This is a genomic window from Inhella proteolytica (assembly GCF_016093275.1).
Classification (GTDB): Bacteria; Pseudomonadota; Gammaproteobacteria; order Burkholderiales; family Burkholderiaceae_C; genus Inhella; species Inhella proteolytica.
In genome coordinates this window covers 517677-531154 of the sequence record NZ_JAEDAK010000001.1, presented here as the reverse complement: position 1 = coordinate 531154, position 13478 = coordinate 517677, and the positions used below count along the sequence as shown (strand labels likewise).

General features: G+C 66.4%; 16 protein-coding genes and 1 other RNA gene. 9 read left to right on the top strand and 8 right to left on the bottom strand.

Translation table 11 applies throughout. The annotated features are described in order from the left end of the window. Positions 1–86: 86 nt before the first annotated feature. Positions 87–1088, top strand: a complete 1002-nt coding sequence (locus tag I7X39_RS02385; RefSeq protein WP_198109341.1) for a GGDEF domain-containing protein — start codon at positions 87–89, stop codon at positions 1086–1088. Between the two features lie 15 nt (positions 1089–1103). Here the strand turns inward: I7X39_RS02385 and I7X39_RS02380 are convergent, their stop codons facing one another. The 8 genes from I7X39_RS02380 to I7X39_RS02350 all read right to left on the bottom strand — a co-directional run bounded on the left by I7X39_RS02380 (position 1104) and on the right by I7X39_RS02350 (position 5783). Further along, positions 1104–1913 carry a sulfite exporter TauE/SafE family protein gene (locus I7X39_RS02380; RefSeq protein WP_198109340.1) on the bottom strand — a complete coding sequence of 270 codons (810 nt, stop codon included), beginning with the start codon at positions 1911–1913 and terminating at the stop codon, positions 1104–1106. Then, on the bottom strand, positions 1910–2362 hold the full coding sequence (locus I7X39_RS02375) for an EVE domain-containing protein (RefSeq protein ID WP_198109339.1): 453 nt from the start codon (positions 2360–2362) through the stop codon (positions 1910–1912). The genes I7X39_RS02380 and I7X39_RS02375 overlap by 4 nt, the downstream gene beginning before the upstream one ends. A gap of 114 nt (positions 2363–2476) precedes the next feature. Beyond that, a non-coding RNA gene (gene ssrS / locus I7X39_RS23860) (6S RNA) lies at positions 2477–2653 on the bottom strand. Positions 2654–2665: 12 nt separating this feature from the next. Beyond that, the gene (locus tag I7X39_RS02370) at positions 2666–2974 is read right to left on the bottom strand and encodes a cell division protein ZapA (protein WP_198109338.1); all 309 of its coding nucleotides are present in this window, start codon (positions 2972–2974) and stop codon (positions 2666–2668) included. Further along, positions 2971–3180 (bottom strand): DUF904 domain-containing protein, encoded by a 210-nt coding sequence (locus I7X39_RS02365; RefSeq protein WP_198109337.1) that lies wholly within the window; start codon positions 3178–3180, stop codon positions 2971–2973. Before I7X39_RS02365 ends, I7X39_RS02370 begins: the two co-directional genes overlap by 4 nt. A gap of 31 nt (positions 3181–3211) precedes the next feature. Beyond that, the gene (gene nth / locus I7X39_RS02360) at positions 3212–3841 is read right to left on the bottom strand and encodes an endonuclease III (protein ID WP_198109412.1); all 630 of its coding nucleotides are present in this window, start codon (positions 3839–3841) and stop codon (positions 3212–3214) included. A 2-nt stretch (positions 3842–3843) separates the two neighbouring features. Further along, positions 3844–4503, bottom strand: coding sequence for an electron transport complex subunit RsxB (gene rsxB / locus I7X39_RS02355; protein ID WP_198109336.1), 660 nt, complete (start codon positions 4501–4503; stop codon positions 3844–3846). Further along, complete coding sequence (locus I7X39_RS02350) at positions 4500–5783, bottom strand: polyhydroxyalkanoate depolymerase (RefSeq protein WP_198109335.1); 1284 nt, start codon at positions 5781–5783, stop codon at positions 4500–4502. The genes rsxB and I7X39_RS02350 overlap by 4 nt, the downstream gene beginning before the upstream one ends. A 135-nt stretch (positions 5784–5918) precedes the next feature. Here I7X39_RS02350 and uvrB point away from each other — a divergent pair, with 135 nt between their 5' ends. From uvrB to fdx, 8 genes are all read left to right on the top strand, one after another. Beyond that, the gene (gene uvrB, locus I7X39_RS02345; RefSeq protein WP_198109334.1) at positions 5919–8012 is read left to right on the top strand and encodes an excinuclease ABC subunit UvrB; all 2094 of its coding nucleotides are present in this window, start codon (positions 5919–5921) and stop codon (positions 8010–8012) included. Between the two features lie 114 nt (positions 8013–8126). Beyond that, positions 8127–8669 (top strand): Rrf2 family transcriptional regulator, encoded by a 543-nt coding sequence (locus tag I7X39_RS02340; RefSeq protein WP_198109333.1) that lies wholly within the window; start codon positions 8127–8129, stop codon positions 8667–8669. Between the two features lie 4 nt (positions 8670–8673). Beyond that, the gene (locus I7X39_RS02335) at positions 8674–9891 is read left to right on the top strand and encodes an IscS subfamily cysteine desulfurase (RefSeq protein ID WP_198109332.1); all 1218 of its coding nucleotides are present in this window, start codon (positions 8674–8676) and stop codon (positions 9889–9891) included. A gap of 15 nt (positions 9892–9906) precedes the next feature. Further along, positions 9907–10296, top strand: coding sequence for a Fe-S cluster assembly scaffold IscU (iscU, locus tag I7X39_RS02330; RefSeq protein WP_198109331.1), 390 nt, complete (start codon positions 9907–9909; stop codon positions 10294–10296). Between the two features lies 1 nt (position 10297). Next, a complete protein-coding gene (iscA, locus tag I7X39_RS02325; RefSeq protein ID WP_198109330.1) occupies positions 10298–10621 on the top strand; it encodes an iron-sulfur cluster assembly protein IscA in 324 nt (107 codons plus the stop codon). A gap of 58 nt (positions 10622–10679) precedes the next feature. Then, a complete protein-coding gene (gene hscB, locus I7X39_RS02320; RefSeq protein ID WP_198109329.1) occupies positions 10680–11207 on the top strand; it encodes a Fe-S protein assembly co-chaperone HscB in 528 nt (175 codons plus the stop codon). Between the two features lie 3 nt (positions 11208–11210). After that, on the top strand, positions 11211–13067 hold the full coding sequence (gene hscA / locus I7X39_RS02315; RefSeq protein ID WP_198109328.1) for a Fe-S protein assembly chaperone HscA: 1857 nt from the start codon (positions 11211–11213) through the stop codon (positions 13065–13067). Next, entirely contained in the window at positions 13068–13409 is a 342-nt protein-coding gene (gene fdx / locus I7X39_RS02310) for an ISC system 2Fe-2S type ferredoxin (RefSeq protein ID WP_198109327.1), read from the top strand. Positions 13410–13478 lie beyond the last annotated feature (69 nt).

Below are 13478 nucleotides of genomic sequence, written 5' to 3'. Positions count from 1 at the left end.
GTCTCCATCCTAGGGGCCGTGCCCGGCCCACCTTGCCACCGCGGGCAGGTGGGTGAGCGAGAACCCCAACGAACTGCAGGTGATCGATGAGCGCAGCGCCCGAACCGTCTCCCAACCCCGGCACCTGGTACCAGGAGCTGGGGGCCGATGCCACCGCCAGCACTTTTTGGCAGATGTTTGAAACCCTGGGGGCGATGCTGTCGGTCAAGTCGATTGCGCAGGGCCGCTATGTGCAGGCGTCCGAAGGACTGGATCGCCTGTTCGAGCGCAGTGAATCCAGCCTGGTGGGCTCCAGCGACGGTGACCTGATGCGCCCTGACGAGGCCGCGGCGATGCGGCGAGTCGAGCTGCAGGTGCTGCAAAGCCGCAGCGTCTCCGTCAGCGAGCACCGCCTGGAGCTGAGTGGGCGGCGGCGCGAATTCACCCTGGTGCGCGCCCCGCTGGGCCCGCAGCACGTGATGGCTGCCTGGCTGGAGCGCACGCAGGAGCGGCAGCGCGAAATGCACCTGCAGCGCGCGCTGGCGCAGATCGAGCAGCACCAGACCGAGATCGAGAACCTGCGCCGCCAGGCCCAGGCCGGTAGCGGGCGCGACGAAACCACCGGCCTGCAGCAGCGTGGCCCCTTCGATGAGCTGCTGCAGCGCGAGATGGACCTTTCGACCCGCGAACACCGCGAGTTCGCGTTGGTGCTGATCGCGCTGGACCTGCCCAGCGCCTTGATGGGCGACGAGCACGCGCCCGCGCGCCAGCGTTTGATCGAGGCGATCGGACGCCTGCTGCGCAGCAACACCCGGGCGATGGACGCGGCCTGCCGCATTGGAGATCCGTACTTTGCCGTGCTGCTTTCCGGCGTGGGCCTGGCCACGGCGCATGCGCGCATGGAGCAACTGCGCCGCCAGTGCAACCAGCAGATCGTCGCCCTGAACGGCCAGGATCTGGGGCTCTCGGTGTCGATGGGCATCGCCAGCTTCCCCCATACCGCGGCCGACCATGGGGCCTTGCTCGGCGCCAGCCAGGAGGCGCTGGCCCAGGCGCAGCGCCGGGGCGGCAATCAAATCGTCCTGGCCGCCATTCCCTTCGGCGCTTGAGCGACGCAGCGCGCCTCAGCCGCTCAGGCTGCGGCGCGCCATGTCGGCGGCCAGCACCAGCAACAGCAGGGCAAAGCCGCGCTTGAGTTTTTTCACCGGCAAGGCGTGCGCGGCGCGTGCGCCCAAGGGTGCGGTCAGCATGGTGCAGGGCAGCAGCACCGCCAGGGCGGGCAGGTAGAGGTAGCCGACGGCGCCGGACACAGCAGGCTCCAGCGACCAGCCGCCCCAGACGTAGCCCAAGGTGCTGGCCAGTGCAATGGGGAAGCCCAGCGCCGCGCTGCTGGCCACGGCCTGATGGATGGGCACGGCACACCAGCTCAGGAAGGGCACGGTGAGAAAGCCGCCCCCGGCGCCCACCAGGCCCGAGAGCAGACCGATCACCAGCCCGACACCCAGCAGACCGGCCCGCGGCGGCAGGCTGCGTTCGGCGGGCGCCTGGGCGCCGCTCCACATCTGCCAGGCGGACAGCAGCACAAAGCCGCTGAACAAGGCCGCCAACCACTGACCGCGCAGCAGGCCGAACAACGCTGCGCCTGACAGCAGCCCACCCAACAGCACGCCTGGGGCCAAGCTGGCGACCACCGGCCAGCGCACGGCACCGCGGCGATGGTGGGCACGCAGGCTCGATAGCGAAGTACCCGTGATGCAAGCCATCGCCGTGGCAATGGCCATCTTGACCGTCAGCGGCGTCGCCACGCCTTGCCATTGCAGCAGGGCGCTCAGCGCCGGCACGAGCACCATGCCCCCGCCGATGCCCAGCAAGCCGGCCAGGAAGCCCGTCAGCGTGCCCAGCAGGGCCAGGCCGAGCAGGAGCTCGATGCTCATGCCAGCAAGGGCTCTAGCAGGCGCCACTCGGCGTCGGTCACGGGCGTGATCGAGAGCCGGCTGCCCTTTTGCAGCACCTGAAGGCTCGCCAGCTCCGGCCGTTCGCGCAGCTCTTTCAAGCTCAGCAGGCGCGTCTTGCGGTCGAACGAGACGTCCACCAGCAGCCATCGAGGTGCCTCGGGCTTGGACTTCGGGTCGTGGTACGGGCTGGCGGGATCGAACTGGGTTGGATCCGGGTACGCCGCCGAGGCCAACCGCGCCAGACCTGCAATGCCGGGCTCGGCGCAGGAGGAGTGATAGAAAAGCACGCGGTCGCCCAGTTGGAAGGCATCGCGCATGAAGTTGCGCGCCTGGTAATTGCGCACCCCGGTCCAGGGCAGCCGGCCCAGCCGCTGCAGATCGTCGATGGACGCCTCTTCAGGCTCCGACTTCATCAACCAAGTCTGCATGGTCGAAATACTCATTGACCTGGGGCCACCGTGGAACTGGCTTCGCCAGGCCACTGGTGGCGCCCCCTTGAGGGGGAGGCGCCGCAGGCGCTTCGGGGGTGGGCGGAGTTCGTGGTGTCCATCGCGCACCGCGGGCCGCATTCCTGAACCCTAGGGGTACAGGTGGGCGAGGTCAGCCGGGCTTCGGGTTCATCTGACGCGAGACGATCACGCCCGCCGGGCATGTTCCAAGCCCTTGCTCGCGAGAGCATCGGTTCAAGGAAATAAAAACCCGCGCGAACGCAATGGACGGGGGTGATTGTGTCAGAGCAGATTGCCGTCGGAGGCCAGCGCTCGGTCCAGCCGCTGCAGCAAATCACCCAATTCCACGTCACCGGTGGCGCCGGCATTGGCGCTGGGGGCGGCAGCCCGGGGCGTCTGCGCCAGTTGGTAGGCCAGGTTCAGTGCGGCCAGCACGGCGATGCGCTCGCGCGCGCGGATCTTGCCGGCGTCGCGAATGGCGCACATCTCCTCGTCGACCTGGGCCACGGCACGCTGCAGCGCGGCTTCGCCGCCTTCCGGGCAGGACAGCAGATAGCTCTGTCCCATGATGTTGACTTCGATCTGCTTCATGCCAGGGGCCCTTCGCCTTCAACCGGGAGCCGCTGCAGCAGCACATCGATGCGCTGGCGCGCGGCCGCCAAGCGCGAGCGCAGGCTGTCGCGTTCTTCGCTCAAGGTCTTCAGCTGATCCATCAGCAAGGCATTGGTACGGGCCAGCTCGTCGTGACGCACCAACAGGCGCTCAACGCGATCAAGCAATTCGGGGAGCTGGGCCATGGCAGCAGACAGCGAAGGAAAGCCGGCGATTTTAGGCGTCGCGGCCGAGGTCGCAGTGCGCACGTACCTGGCATTGATCGCACAGCGGTCGGCGCGCCTGGCAGACATAGCGGCCGTGCAGGATCAGCCAATGGTGGGCGTGCAGCCGGTAGGGCGCCGGAATGCGCTTCAGCAGGCCCTGCTCGACTTCCAGCGGGTTCTTGCCGGGCGCCAGCCCGGTGCGGTTGCTGACGCGAAAGATGTGGGTGTCCACCGCCATCGTGGGCTCGCCAAAGGCGACGTTGAGCACCACGTTGGCAGTCTTGCGGCCCACGCCGGGCAGGGCTTCCAGGCTTGCCCGCTCCTGCGGCACGCGGCCGCCATGCTGGTCGACCAGGATGCGGCAGGTCTGCATCAGGTGCCGGGCCTTGCTGCGGAACAGGCCAATCGTCTTGATGCAGTCCACCAACCCGGCCTCGCCCAGGTCCAGCATGCGCTGCGGCGTCGGTGCCAGGGCGAACAGTCGGCGCGTCGCCTTATTGACCCCGACATCCGTGGCCTGGGCCGACAGCAACACGGCCACGAGCAATTCGAAAGTGCTGGCATACACCAGCTCGGTTTCCGGGTGCGGGTTGGCCGCCTGCAGCGTGGCGAAGAAGGCCCCGATGGCTGCTGGCTTCATCGTCATGGCGTGCGAGCGGCGCGCGCGCGGGCTTTGGCCAGCGCCGCTTCCACCACGGCGCGCTTGCGCTCGGCCTCGCTCGGGGCCTTGAGCGCACCGGCCAGATCCTGCAGCTTGGCTTCGGCCTTGTCGGCCAGGCGCTCGGCCTGCCGGCGTTGGGCCTCGGCCTGGCGCTGCTGGTGATGCCGGTAGCGCAGCCGCGAGTCGTGCGCTTGCTCGGCTGTCCAGGCCTGCCAGGCCATGCGGCCCGGTGTCACCGAATCCATGCGGATGCAGTCCACCGGGCATACGGGCACGCACAGTTCGCAGCCGTTGCAGGCCTCGGCCAGCACGGTGTGCATTTGCTTGGCAGCTCCCAGGATGGCATCGACGGGGCAGGCCTTGATGCACAGCGTGCAGCCGATGCACCAGTCTTCGTCGATGACGGCCAGCGCCCGCTCGGCCTCGATCCCGCATGCCGCATCTAGCGGCAGCTCGGGCCGCTGCGTCAGTCGGCTGAGTCGGCGCACCCCTTCCTGACCGCCAGGTGGGCAGCGGTTGATGGCGGCCCCTTCCTCCGCGATCGCCTGGGCATAGCGGCGGCAATCCGGGTAGCCGCAGCGCGTGCACTGCGTCTGCGGCAGCGCTGCGTCCAGCCGGTCGACCAGCTCGGCCAGGCTCATGCCTTGCGGCGCTGCCGTTTGACCGGCTCGTCGCGTTGGCGGCGGTCGTGGGCAAGGATGAAGTCGCGGATCACCGGATAGGCCAGCTCGCGCCAGCGCCGCCCCGAGAAGATGCCGTAATGACCGGCTCCCTTGACGTCGAAGTGCTGCTGATGTTCCTTGGGAATGCCGGTGCACAGCTCGTGCGCCGCGCGCGTCTGGCCGGCGCCGGAGATGTCATCCAGCTCGCCCTCAACCGTCAGCAGGCCGCAGCCACGGATGTCCTGCGGGCGCACGCGCTGGCCGCGCACGTCCCAGGTGCCATTGACCAGAGCGAAGTCCTGGAACACGGTCTTGATGGTGTCCAGGTAGTACTCGGCCGGCAGATCCAGCACGGCGTTGTACTCGTCGTAGAAGTCGCGGTGGGAGTCAGCCGATTCCTCGTCGCCGCGCACCAGGTCGAGGAAGTAGTCGTAGTGGCTGCTGAGATGCCGCCCCGGGTTCATGGCGATGAAGCCGGTGTGCTGCAGGAAGCCCGGGTAGACCAGGCGGCCGGCGCCGGGGAAATTGGTCGGCACGCGGTAGATGACGTTGTTCTCGAACCAGGAATAGCTCTTGTTCATCGCCAGGTTGTTCACCGCCGTGGGGCTCTTCCTGGCGTCGATCGGGCCGCCCATCATGGTCAGCGAGCGCGGCACGACGTCCTTGTCGGTGGCCTGCAGGGACACCGCCGCCAGCACCGGCACGGTCGGTTGGCAGACGGAGATCACATGCACGTGGGCGCCAATGTGGCGGATGAACTCACGCACATAGTCGACGTAGTCATCCAAATGGAAGGCACCCTTGTCGATGGGCACCATGCGGGCGTCGGTCCAGTCGGTGATGAAGACCTTGTGCTCGCGCAGCAGCTGACGCACGGTGTCGCGCAGCAGGGTGGCGTGGTGGCCCGACAGCGGTGCGACCACCAGCACGGTGGGCTGGTCCTTCATGCGCGCCAGCTGTTCACCGTCGTCGGTGAATCGCTTGAAGCGCAGCAGGCGGCAGAAATCCTTTTCGATGACGACCTGCTCCTGCACCGCCACGCTGATGCCATCGACATCCACGCGGTCGATGCCGAAGGGCGGCTTTTCGTACGCCTTGGCAAGCCGGTGCATCAGGTCCAGGCTGGCTGCCACGCGCGGGGCCAGCGGGCCGTGGGCAAACGGGGACATCGGGTGGCTGTAGAGCTGCCCGGCCGCCGAGGCGAACTCGGCAAAGGGGCTCAGCAGGGCGCGCTGCGCTTCATAAAGCTGATAAAGCATGGGGGCTAGCTCCGGAAACAGATGCTTGCATCTTGCCTGAAATGCTGCGCTGCAGCATGAATGATTTTGATCGAATTGATCAAACCGAGGAGGGCTGCGCTAGGCTGACAGGTTTTCTGTCGTCATTGTCCGTTCATGCCGCAAGCCGAGGCTCCCGCTCCGCAAACAACCCAAGCGCCTGAGGTGCTACCGGGCGAGTTTGTCAGTTTTGAGGGCTCGCCTTTCCAACTCTTCCAGCCCTTTCCGCCGGCCGGCGACCAGCCCACGGCGATCGCCCAGTTGGTGGAAGGCGTCAAAGACGGCCTGGCGTACCAGACCTTGCTGGGCGTCACGGGTTCCGGCAAGACCTTCACGATGGCCAATGTGATCGCCCGGCTGGGGCGGCCGGCCATCGTGTTCGCGCCCAACAAGACCCTGGCGGCCCAGCTTTACAGCGAGTTTCGCGACTTCTTTCCCAAGAACGCGGTCGAGTACTTCGTCAGCTATTACGACTACTACCAGCCCGAGGCCTATGTGCCGCAGCGCGATCTGTTCATCGAGAAGGACAGCGCGATCAATGAGCAGATCGAGCAGTTGCGGCTTTCCTGCACGAAGAGCCTGCTGGAGCGCCGTGACGTGGTGATCGTGGCCTCGGTGTCGGCCATTTACGGCATCGGCAACCCGAGCGACTACCACCAGATGGTGCTGACCTTGCGCGTGGGCGACACGATCGGGCAGCGCGAGTTGATTGCCCAGTTGGTGCGCATGCAGTACCAGCGCAACGAGCTGGAGTTCACGCGCGGGCACTTCCGCGTGCGCGGCGACACGGTGGATGTCTTCCCGGCCGAACACTCGGAGCTGGCGCTGCGCATCGAGCTGTTCGACGACGAGGTGGAGTCGATGAGCCTGTTCGACCCCCTGACCGGGCAGATCCGCCAGAAGCTGGCGCGCTTCACGGTGTATCCCAGCAGCCATTACGTCACGCCGCGCGAGCGTGTGCTGGCGGCGATCGACACCATCAAGGAAGAGCTGCGCCAGCGCGTGGGCGAGTTCCTGAAGGACGGCAAGCTGGTGGAGGCCCAGCGGCTGGAGCAACGCACGCGCTTCGACATCGAGATGCTGCAGGAAGTGGGGCACTGCAAGGGCATCGAGAACTACACACGCCATCTGAGTGGCGCCGCGCCGGGCGAGGCGCCGCCGACGCTGGTGGACTACCTGCCGCCCGACGCCCTGATGTTCCTGGACGAGAGCCATGTGCTGATCGGTCAGTTCGGCGGCATGTACAACGGCGACCGGGCGCGCAAGACCACCCTGGTTGAGTACGGCTTTCGCCTGCCATCGGCACTCGACAACCGTCCGCTCAAGTTCGAAGAATTTGAACGAAAAATGCGGCAGGCCGTCTTCGTTTCGGCCACGCCGGCCGATTACGAAAAGCGCCAGGCTGGCCAGGTGGTGGAGCAAGTGGTGCGCCCGACCGGGTTGGTTGACCCGGTCGTCAGCGTGCGGCCGGCCACCCACCAAGTGGACGATGTGCTGGGTGAGATCCGCTTGCGTGTCGAGGCGCAGGAGCGTGTGCTCATCACCGTGCTGACCAAGCGCATGGCCGAGCAGTTGACCGACTACCTCGGTGAGAACGGCGTCAAGGTGCGCTACCTGCATTCGGATGTCGACACCGTCGAGCGGGTCGAGATCATTCGGGACCTGCGTCTGGGCATGTTCGATGTGCTGGTCGGCATTAACCTGCTGCGCGAAGGCTTGGACATCCCGGAGGTGAGCCTGGTGGCGATCCTGGATGCCGACAAGGAAGGCTTCCTGCGCAGCGAGCGCAGCCTGATCCAGACGATCGGCCGGGCCGCGCGCCACCTCAATGGCATGGCCATCCTGTACGCCGATCGGGTCACGGATTCGATGCGGCGTGCCATCGGTGAGACCGAGCGGCGGCGCATCAAGCAGTTGGCGCACAACGCCGAACATGGCATCACCCCGCGTGGGGTGGCCAAACGGGTGCGCGACCTGATCGATGGTGTGGTGTCCGACAAGGGCAAGGAGCTGGTGGCGCCCGACTTGCCGAATGTCGAGGGACTCAGCGAGAAGGAAGTGGGGCGTCGCATACAGCAGCTCGAAAAGCAGATGTACGAGCACGCCCGCAATCTGGAGTTCGAGCAGGCGGCGCGCCTGCGCGACCAGTTGGCGCTGCTGCGCGAACAGCTGCTGGGCGCCAGCAAGCATGATGCGGGGCTATCGGGCTGATAGCCCCATTCGAAGGCCGGCTCCGAAATAGACGACTAAAATGCTCGGCAATTACCTCGGGTTAGTCCTGATCGCAACTGTTTTGCTCAGGTATTCGGGGTTCAGGAGAGCAGGATGCGCCTCACCACCAAGGGCCGATTCGCCGTGACCGCCATGGTCGATCTGGCGCTGCGCGAGCACAGCGGCCCCGTCGCTCTGGCTGCCATCGCCCAACGGCAGCAGATTTCCCTCTCTTACCTCGAGCAGCTGTTCGGCAAGTTGCGCCGGGCTGAACTGGTGGAAAGCACGCGTGGCCCCGGCGGCGGCTACAAGCTGGGCCGCTCCAGCGCCTCCATCACCGTGGCCGACGTCATCCTGGCCGTGGACGAGGCTCTGGATGCCACCGGCTGCGGTGGCAAGGAAAATTGCATGGGCCACGACACGGGGGCGTGCCTGACCCACGACCTGTGGACCCGCCTGAACGAGCGCATGCTGGATTACCTGCGCTCGGTCAGCCTCAAGCAGATCGTCGAGGAGCAGCGCGCCAAGGGAGTGGTGGTGGACGAGCCGCAGATCAGCTCGCTCAAGCGCGCCTTCTCTCCTTCGCCCGTTGCCAAACCCATCCGCGTCACCGCTCCGAATTCCGTTTTCGACCTCGGCACCGCGCTGAGCAAGTGAATCCATGACCCCTCATCTGCCCATTTACCTTGACTACGGCGCCACGACGCCGGTGGACCCGCGTGTGGTTGACGCCATGATTCCGTGGCTGCGTGAGCACTTTGGCAATGCCGCTTCCCGCAGTCATGCCTATGGTTGGGAAGCCGAGGCGGCCATCGAGAAGGCGCGCGAACAGGTGGCTGCGCTGATCGGTGCGGACCCGCGTGAGATCGTCTGGACCAGCGGGGCGACCGAGTCCAACAATCTGGCCATCAAGGGTGCGGCCGAGTTCTACAAGTCGCGTGGCAAGCACATCGTCACCGTCAAGACCGAACACAAGGCGGTGCTGGACACCTGCCGCGAACTGGAACGACGCGGCTTCGAGGTGACCTATCTGGATGTCTTGCCCAATGGCCTGCTGGACCTAGACGTCTTCAAGGCGGCCGTCAGCAAGCCGGGCACTATCCTGGCGTCCGTGATGGCGGTCAATAACGAGATCGGCGTGATCCAGGACATGACCGCTCTGGGCAATCTGTGCCGTGAACGGGGCGTGATCTTCCATGTCGACGCCGCACAGGCGACGGGCAAGATGCCGATCGACCTGGGCACGCTGCCGGTCGATCTGATGAGCCTGGCTTCGCACAAGAGCTATGGCCCGAAGGGCATTGGTGCGCTTTATGTGCGCCGCAAGCCCCGCGTGCGTCTGGAGGCGCAGATGCATGGCGGCGGGCATGAACGCGGCATGCGCTCGGGCACGCTGCCCACGCACCAGATCGTCGGCATGGGAGAAGCCTTCCGCATCGCCCGCGAAGAAATGGGCACGGAGCTGGAGCGCGTCCGCATGCTGCAGCAGCGTCTCTTGAAGGGCCTCGCCACCATCGAGGAAAGCTACCTGAACGGCGACACCGAGCGCCGCGTGCCGCACAACGTCAATATCTCCTTCAACTACGTCGAAGGGGAGTCCTTGATCATGGGTGTGAAGGAGCTGGCCGTGTCGTCGGGCTCGGCCTGCACCTCGGCCAGTTTGGAGCCCAGCTATGTGCTGCGCGCGCTGGGCCGCTCGGACGAACTGGCGCATTCCAGCCTGCGCATGACCATCGGCCGATTCACCACCGAAGAAGACATCGATACCGCCATCCGCCTGCTGCAGGATCGGGTGGCCAAGCTGCGCGAGCTCTCGCCCCTGTGGGAGATGTTCAAGGATGGCGTCGATCTTTCGACCATCCAATGGACTGCGCACTGAACCAGGAGATCAGACATGGCATACAGCGACAAGGTCGTCGACCACTACGAGAACCCGCGCAATGTGGGCAGCTTCGACAAGGGCGATGCAGCGGTGGGCACCGGCATGGTGGGGGCACCAGCCTGCGGGGATGTGATGAAGCTGCAGATCAAGGTCAACCCGGCTACCGGGCTGATCGAGGATGCGCGCTTCAAGACCTATGGCTGCGGGTCGGCCATCGCCTCGAGCTCGCTGGTCACCGAGTGGGTCAAAGGCAAGAGCCTGGACGAAGCCACCCAGATCAAGAACTCGGAGATTGCCGAGGAACTGGCGCTGCCGCCGGTGAAGATCCACTGCTCCATCCTGGCAGAGGACGCCATCAAGGCGGCCGTGGCCGATTACCGCGCCAAGCACAGCGGAGCTTGAAATGGCCATCACCCTGACCGAAGCAGCGGCCCGTCACGTCACCAAATACCTCGCCCGGCGTGGCAAGGGCGTGGGTGTGCGCCTGGGCGTCAAGACCACCGGCTGCTCCGGGCTGGCCTACAAGCTCGAGTACGCCGACGAGGTGGCGCCTGAGGACATGGTGTTCGAGGACCAGGGCGTCAAGGTTCTGATCGACCCCAAGAGCCTGGCGTACCTGGATGGCACTGAACTGGACTTCGTGCGGGAAGGCCTGAACGAGGGCTTCAAGTTCCGCAACCCGCAGGAGAAGGACCGCTGTGGCTGCGGTGAGTCCTTCCGTGTCTGATCCGTTCATCGTCTGAAGCGGCGCGGCCCGAGGGCCGCGCCTTTTCTTTTCGCCCACCATGCAACTTGCTGCCCGCGACGACTTCGAGCTCTTCGGCCTGGAGCCCCGCTACCGGCTCGATCGTGCTGAACTGGATGCGCGCTGGAAACGCCTGGCCGCGCAGGTGCACCCGGACCGGCACCTGGGGCAGGGCGCTGCGGCGCAGGCTCAGGCCATGCAATGGGCGCTGCGTGTGAACGAGGCCTACCGTCGGTTGCGGGACCCACTGCAACGGGGTGCCTACCTGTGCGAGCAGCGCGGCGCCCCCATCCAGGCCGAGAGCAACACCCATATGTGCATGGCCTTCCTGGGTGAACAGATGGCATGGCGCGAGGCGCTTGATGAAGCTGACGAAGAATCGGCCATCGACCAACTGCAGGCCCAGGTCAAGCGTCGTCAGCACGGCCTGTTCGACACCGTGGCGCGAGAACTGGACGACGCCGACGGCAGTCCCCAGCGTGCCGCCCAAGCCGTGCGCTCCCTGATGTTCGTGGCGCGCTTTCTGCAAGACATCGAGCGTCGTCGTGACGCCCTGTTTCCTCTCTGATCCATGGCCCTGCTGCAGATTTCCGAACCCGGCCAGTCCCCTGATCCGCATCAACGGCGCATCGCGGTTGGCATCGACCTGGGTACCACCCACTCCTTGGTAGCTGCGGTGCGCCACGGTCAGCCCGAGTGCCTGCCCGATGCGCGGGGCAATGTCATCCTGCCCTCGGTGGTGCACTACTTGGGGGAAGGGCGCCGCCAAATCGGTGCGGCGGCCCTGGCCCAGGCCGCCGAGGATCCGGCCAACACCATTGCGTCGGTCAAGCGCCTGATGGGGCGCCGTCTGGCCGATGTGCAGGAGGCGACCAAGCTGCCCTACACGCTGGAAGATGGCCCGGGCATGGTGGGCGTGCTGACGCGTGAGGGTCACAAGTCGCCGGTCGAGGTCTCGGCGGAGATCCTGGCCACGCTGCGCCAGCGCGCCGAAGACAGCTTCGACGACCTGCTGTACGGCGCCGTCATCACCGTGCCGGCCTACTTCGACGACGCCCAGCGCCAGGCCACCAAGGACGCTGCCGAGCTCGCGGGCCTGAAAGTGCTGCGTCTGATCAATGAGCCCACCGCGGCGGCCATCGCCTATGGCCTGGACCATGCCTCCGAAGGCCTCTATGCCGTCTACGACCTGGGCGGCGGCACCTTCGATGTTTCGCTCCTGCGTTTGGCGCGCGGCGTCTTTGAGGTGGTGGCCACGGGCGGCGACGCGCAACTCGGTGGCGACGACTTTGACCAGGCGCTGGGCGACTGGGCGTTGGCGCGTCAGGGCCGCGCAACCCGCAGTGCCGCCGACCGCCAGCGCCTGCGTGCGGCGGCGCGCTTGGCCAAGGAAGCCCTTTCCGAGGAAGAGTCGGTGGAGCTGCGCGCCCAACTGGACGACGGCCCCCTGATCCAGCGTGTCGAGCGCACCGAGTTCGAGGCCTGCACCAAGCCCCTGGTGGATCGCACGCTGTCGGTGGTGCGCCGGGTCTTGCGCGATGCCGATGTCGTGGCTGACGAGGTGCAGGGCGTGGTGATGGTGGGTGGCTCGACGCGCATGCCCGTGGTGCGCACCCGGGTCAGCCAGCTGTTCGGGCGCGAAGTGCTGACCGATCTGAATCCTGACGAGGTGGTGGCGCTGGGCGCGGCCGTGCAGGCCAACGCGTTGGCCGGCAACGCGCCCGACGGTGAACTGCTGCTGCTGGACGTGATCCCGCTCTCGCTGGGCTTGGAGACCATGGGCGGTCTGGTCGAGCGCATCGTCGAGCGCAATGCCACGCTGCCGGTGGCCAAGGCGCAGGACTTCACCACCTTCAAGGACGGTCAGACCGCCCTGGCCCTGCATGTGGTGCAAGGCGAGCGCGATCTCGTCAGTGAATGCCGTTCGCTCGCCCGCTTCGAGCTGCGCGGCATTCCGCCGATGGCAGCTGGGGCGGCGCGCATCCGGGTCAGCTTCCAGGTCGATGCCGATGGCCTGCTGTCCGTTTCGGCGCGCGAGCTGGTCTCGGGTGTGGAGGCGGCCATCAGCGTCAAGCCCAGCTACGGCCTGAGCGATGAGCAAGTGGCCGCCATGCTGCGTGATGGTTTTGCCAGCGCGCAGGTCGACCGCGAGGCACGCCAGCTGCGCGAGGCACGGGTGGAGGGCGAGCGCATGTGCATGGCACTGGAGGCGGCGCTGGCGGCCGATGGCGATTTGCTGTCGGCCGACGAGCGTGCGGCGTTGGACCACGGTCTTGGCGTCTTGCGCCGTGCGATGGGGCAGGGTGCCGCGGCCGAGATCGATGCCGCTGTGCAGGCCTTGGCCAAAACCTCCGAAGGATTCGCTGCTGCGCGCATGAACCGCAGCATCCAGCAGGCCTTGGCGGGCCGCTCGGTCGAGGAAATCTGAATGCCCACCATCACCATCCTGCCCCACCCCGAGTACTGCCCCGACGGGCGCCAGGTCAGCGCACCGGCCGGTACCTCGATTTGTGAAGCCTTGCTGGACAACGGCGTGGAGATCGAGCACGCCTGCGATCAGGTCTGCGCCTGCACCACTTGCCATGTGGTCGTGCGCAAGGGTTTTGCATCGCTTTCCGAAATGGAAGAGAACGAGGAGGACATGCTGGACCGTGCCTGGGGCTTGGAAGCAGATTCGCGCCTGTCCTGTCAGGCCATCATTGGGCGAGAGGACCTGACGGTCGAGATCCCGCGCTACTCGATCAACCACGCGAAAGAGAAGAAGGCGTGAACGCCGCACGGCCGCCCCGAAGGTGTTCGCGCCCCATTGGGCGTGCGACGCATGGCGCCTGGGGGGCTG

What these genes read in the sequence shown, in the direction of transcription:
- I7X39_RS02385 (WP_198109341.1), top strand. Translation starts at nt 87, where the DNA reads ATGAGCGCAGCGCCCGAACCGTCTCCCAACCCCGGCACCTGGTACCAG.
- I7X39_RS02380 (WP_198109340.1), bottom strand. Translation starts at nt 1,913, where the DNA reads ATGAGCATCGAGCTCCTGCTCGGCCTGGCCCTGCTGGGCACGCTGACG.
- I7X39_RS02375 (WP_198109339.1), bottom strand. Translation starts at nt 2,362, where the DNA reads ATGCAGACTTGGTTGATGAAGTCGGAGCCTGAAGAGGCGTCCATCGAC.
- I7X39_RS02370 (WP_198109338.1), bottom strand. Translation starts at nt 2,974, where the DNA reads ATGAAGCAGATCGAAGTCAACATCATGGGACAGAGCTATCTGCTGTCC.
- I7X39_RS02365 (WP_198109337.1), bottom strand. Translation starts at nt 3,180, where the DNA reads ATGGCCCAGCTCCCCGAATTGCTTGATCGCGTTGAGCGCCTGTTGGTG.
- nth (WP_198109412.1), bottom strand. Translation starts at nt 3,841, where the DNA reads ATGAAGCCAGCAGCCATCGGGGCCTTCTTCGCCACGCTGCAGGCGGCC.
- rsxB (WP_198109336.1), bottom strand. Translation starts at nt 4,503, where the DNA reads ATGAGCCTGGCCGAGCTGGTCGACCGGCTGGACGCAGCGCTGCCGCAG.
- I7X39_RS02350 (WP_198109335.1), bottom strand. Translation starts at nt 5,783, where the DNA reads ATGCTTTATCAGCTTTATGAAGCGCAGCGCGCCCTGCTGAGCCCCTTT.
- uvrB (WP_198109334.1), top strand. Translation starts at nt 5,919, where the DNA reads ATGCCGCAAGCCGAGGCTCCCGCTCCGCAAACAACCCAAGCGCCTGAG.
- I7X39_RS02340 (WP_198109333.1), top strand. Translation starts at nt 8,127, where the DNA reads ATGCGCCTCACCACCAAGGGCCGATTCGCCGTGACCGCCATGGTCGAT.
- I7X39_RS02335 (WP_198109332.1), top strand. Translation starts at nt 8,674, where the DNA reads ATGACCCCTCATCTGCCCATTTACCTTGACTACGGCGCCACGACGCCG.
- iscU (WP_198109331.1), top strand. Translation starts at nt 9,907, where the DNA reads ATGGCATACAGCGACAAGGTCGTCGACCACTACGAGAACCCGCGCAAT.
- iscA (WP_198109330.1), top strand. Translation starts at nt 10,298, where the DNA reads ATGGCCATCACCCTGACCGAAGCAGCGGCCCGTCACGTCACCAAATAC.
- hscB (WP_198109329.1), top strand. Translation starts at nt 10,680, where the DNA reads ATGCAACTTGCTGCCCGCGACGACTTCGAGCTCTTCGGCCTGGAGCCC.
- hscA (WP_198109328.1), top strand. Translation starts at nt 11,211, where the DNA reads ATGGCCCTGCTGCAGATTTCCGAACCCGGCCAGTCCCCTGATCCGCAT.
- fdx (WP_198109327.1), top strand. Translation starts at nt 13,068, where the DNA reads ATGCCCACCATCACCATCCTGCCCCACCCCGAGTACTGCCCCGACGGG.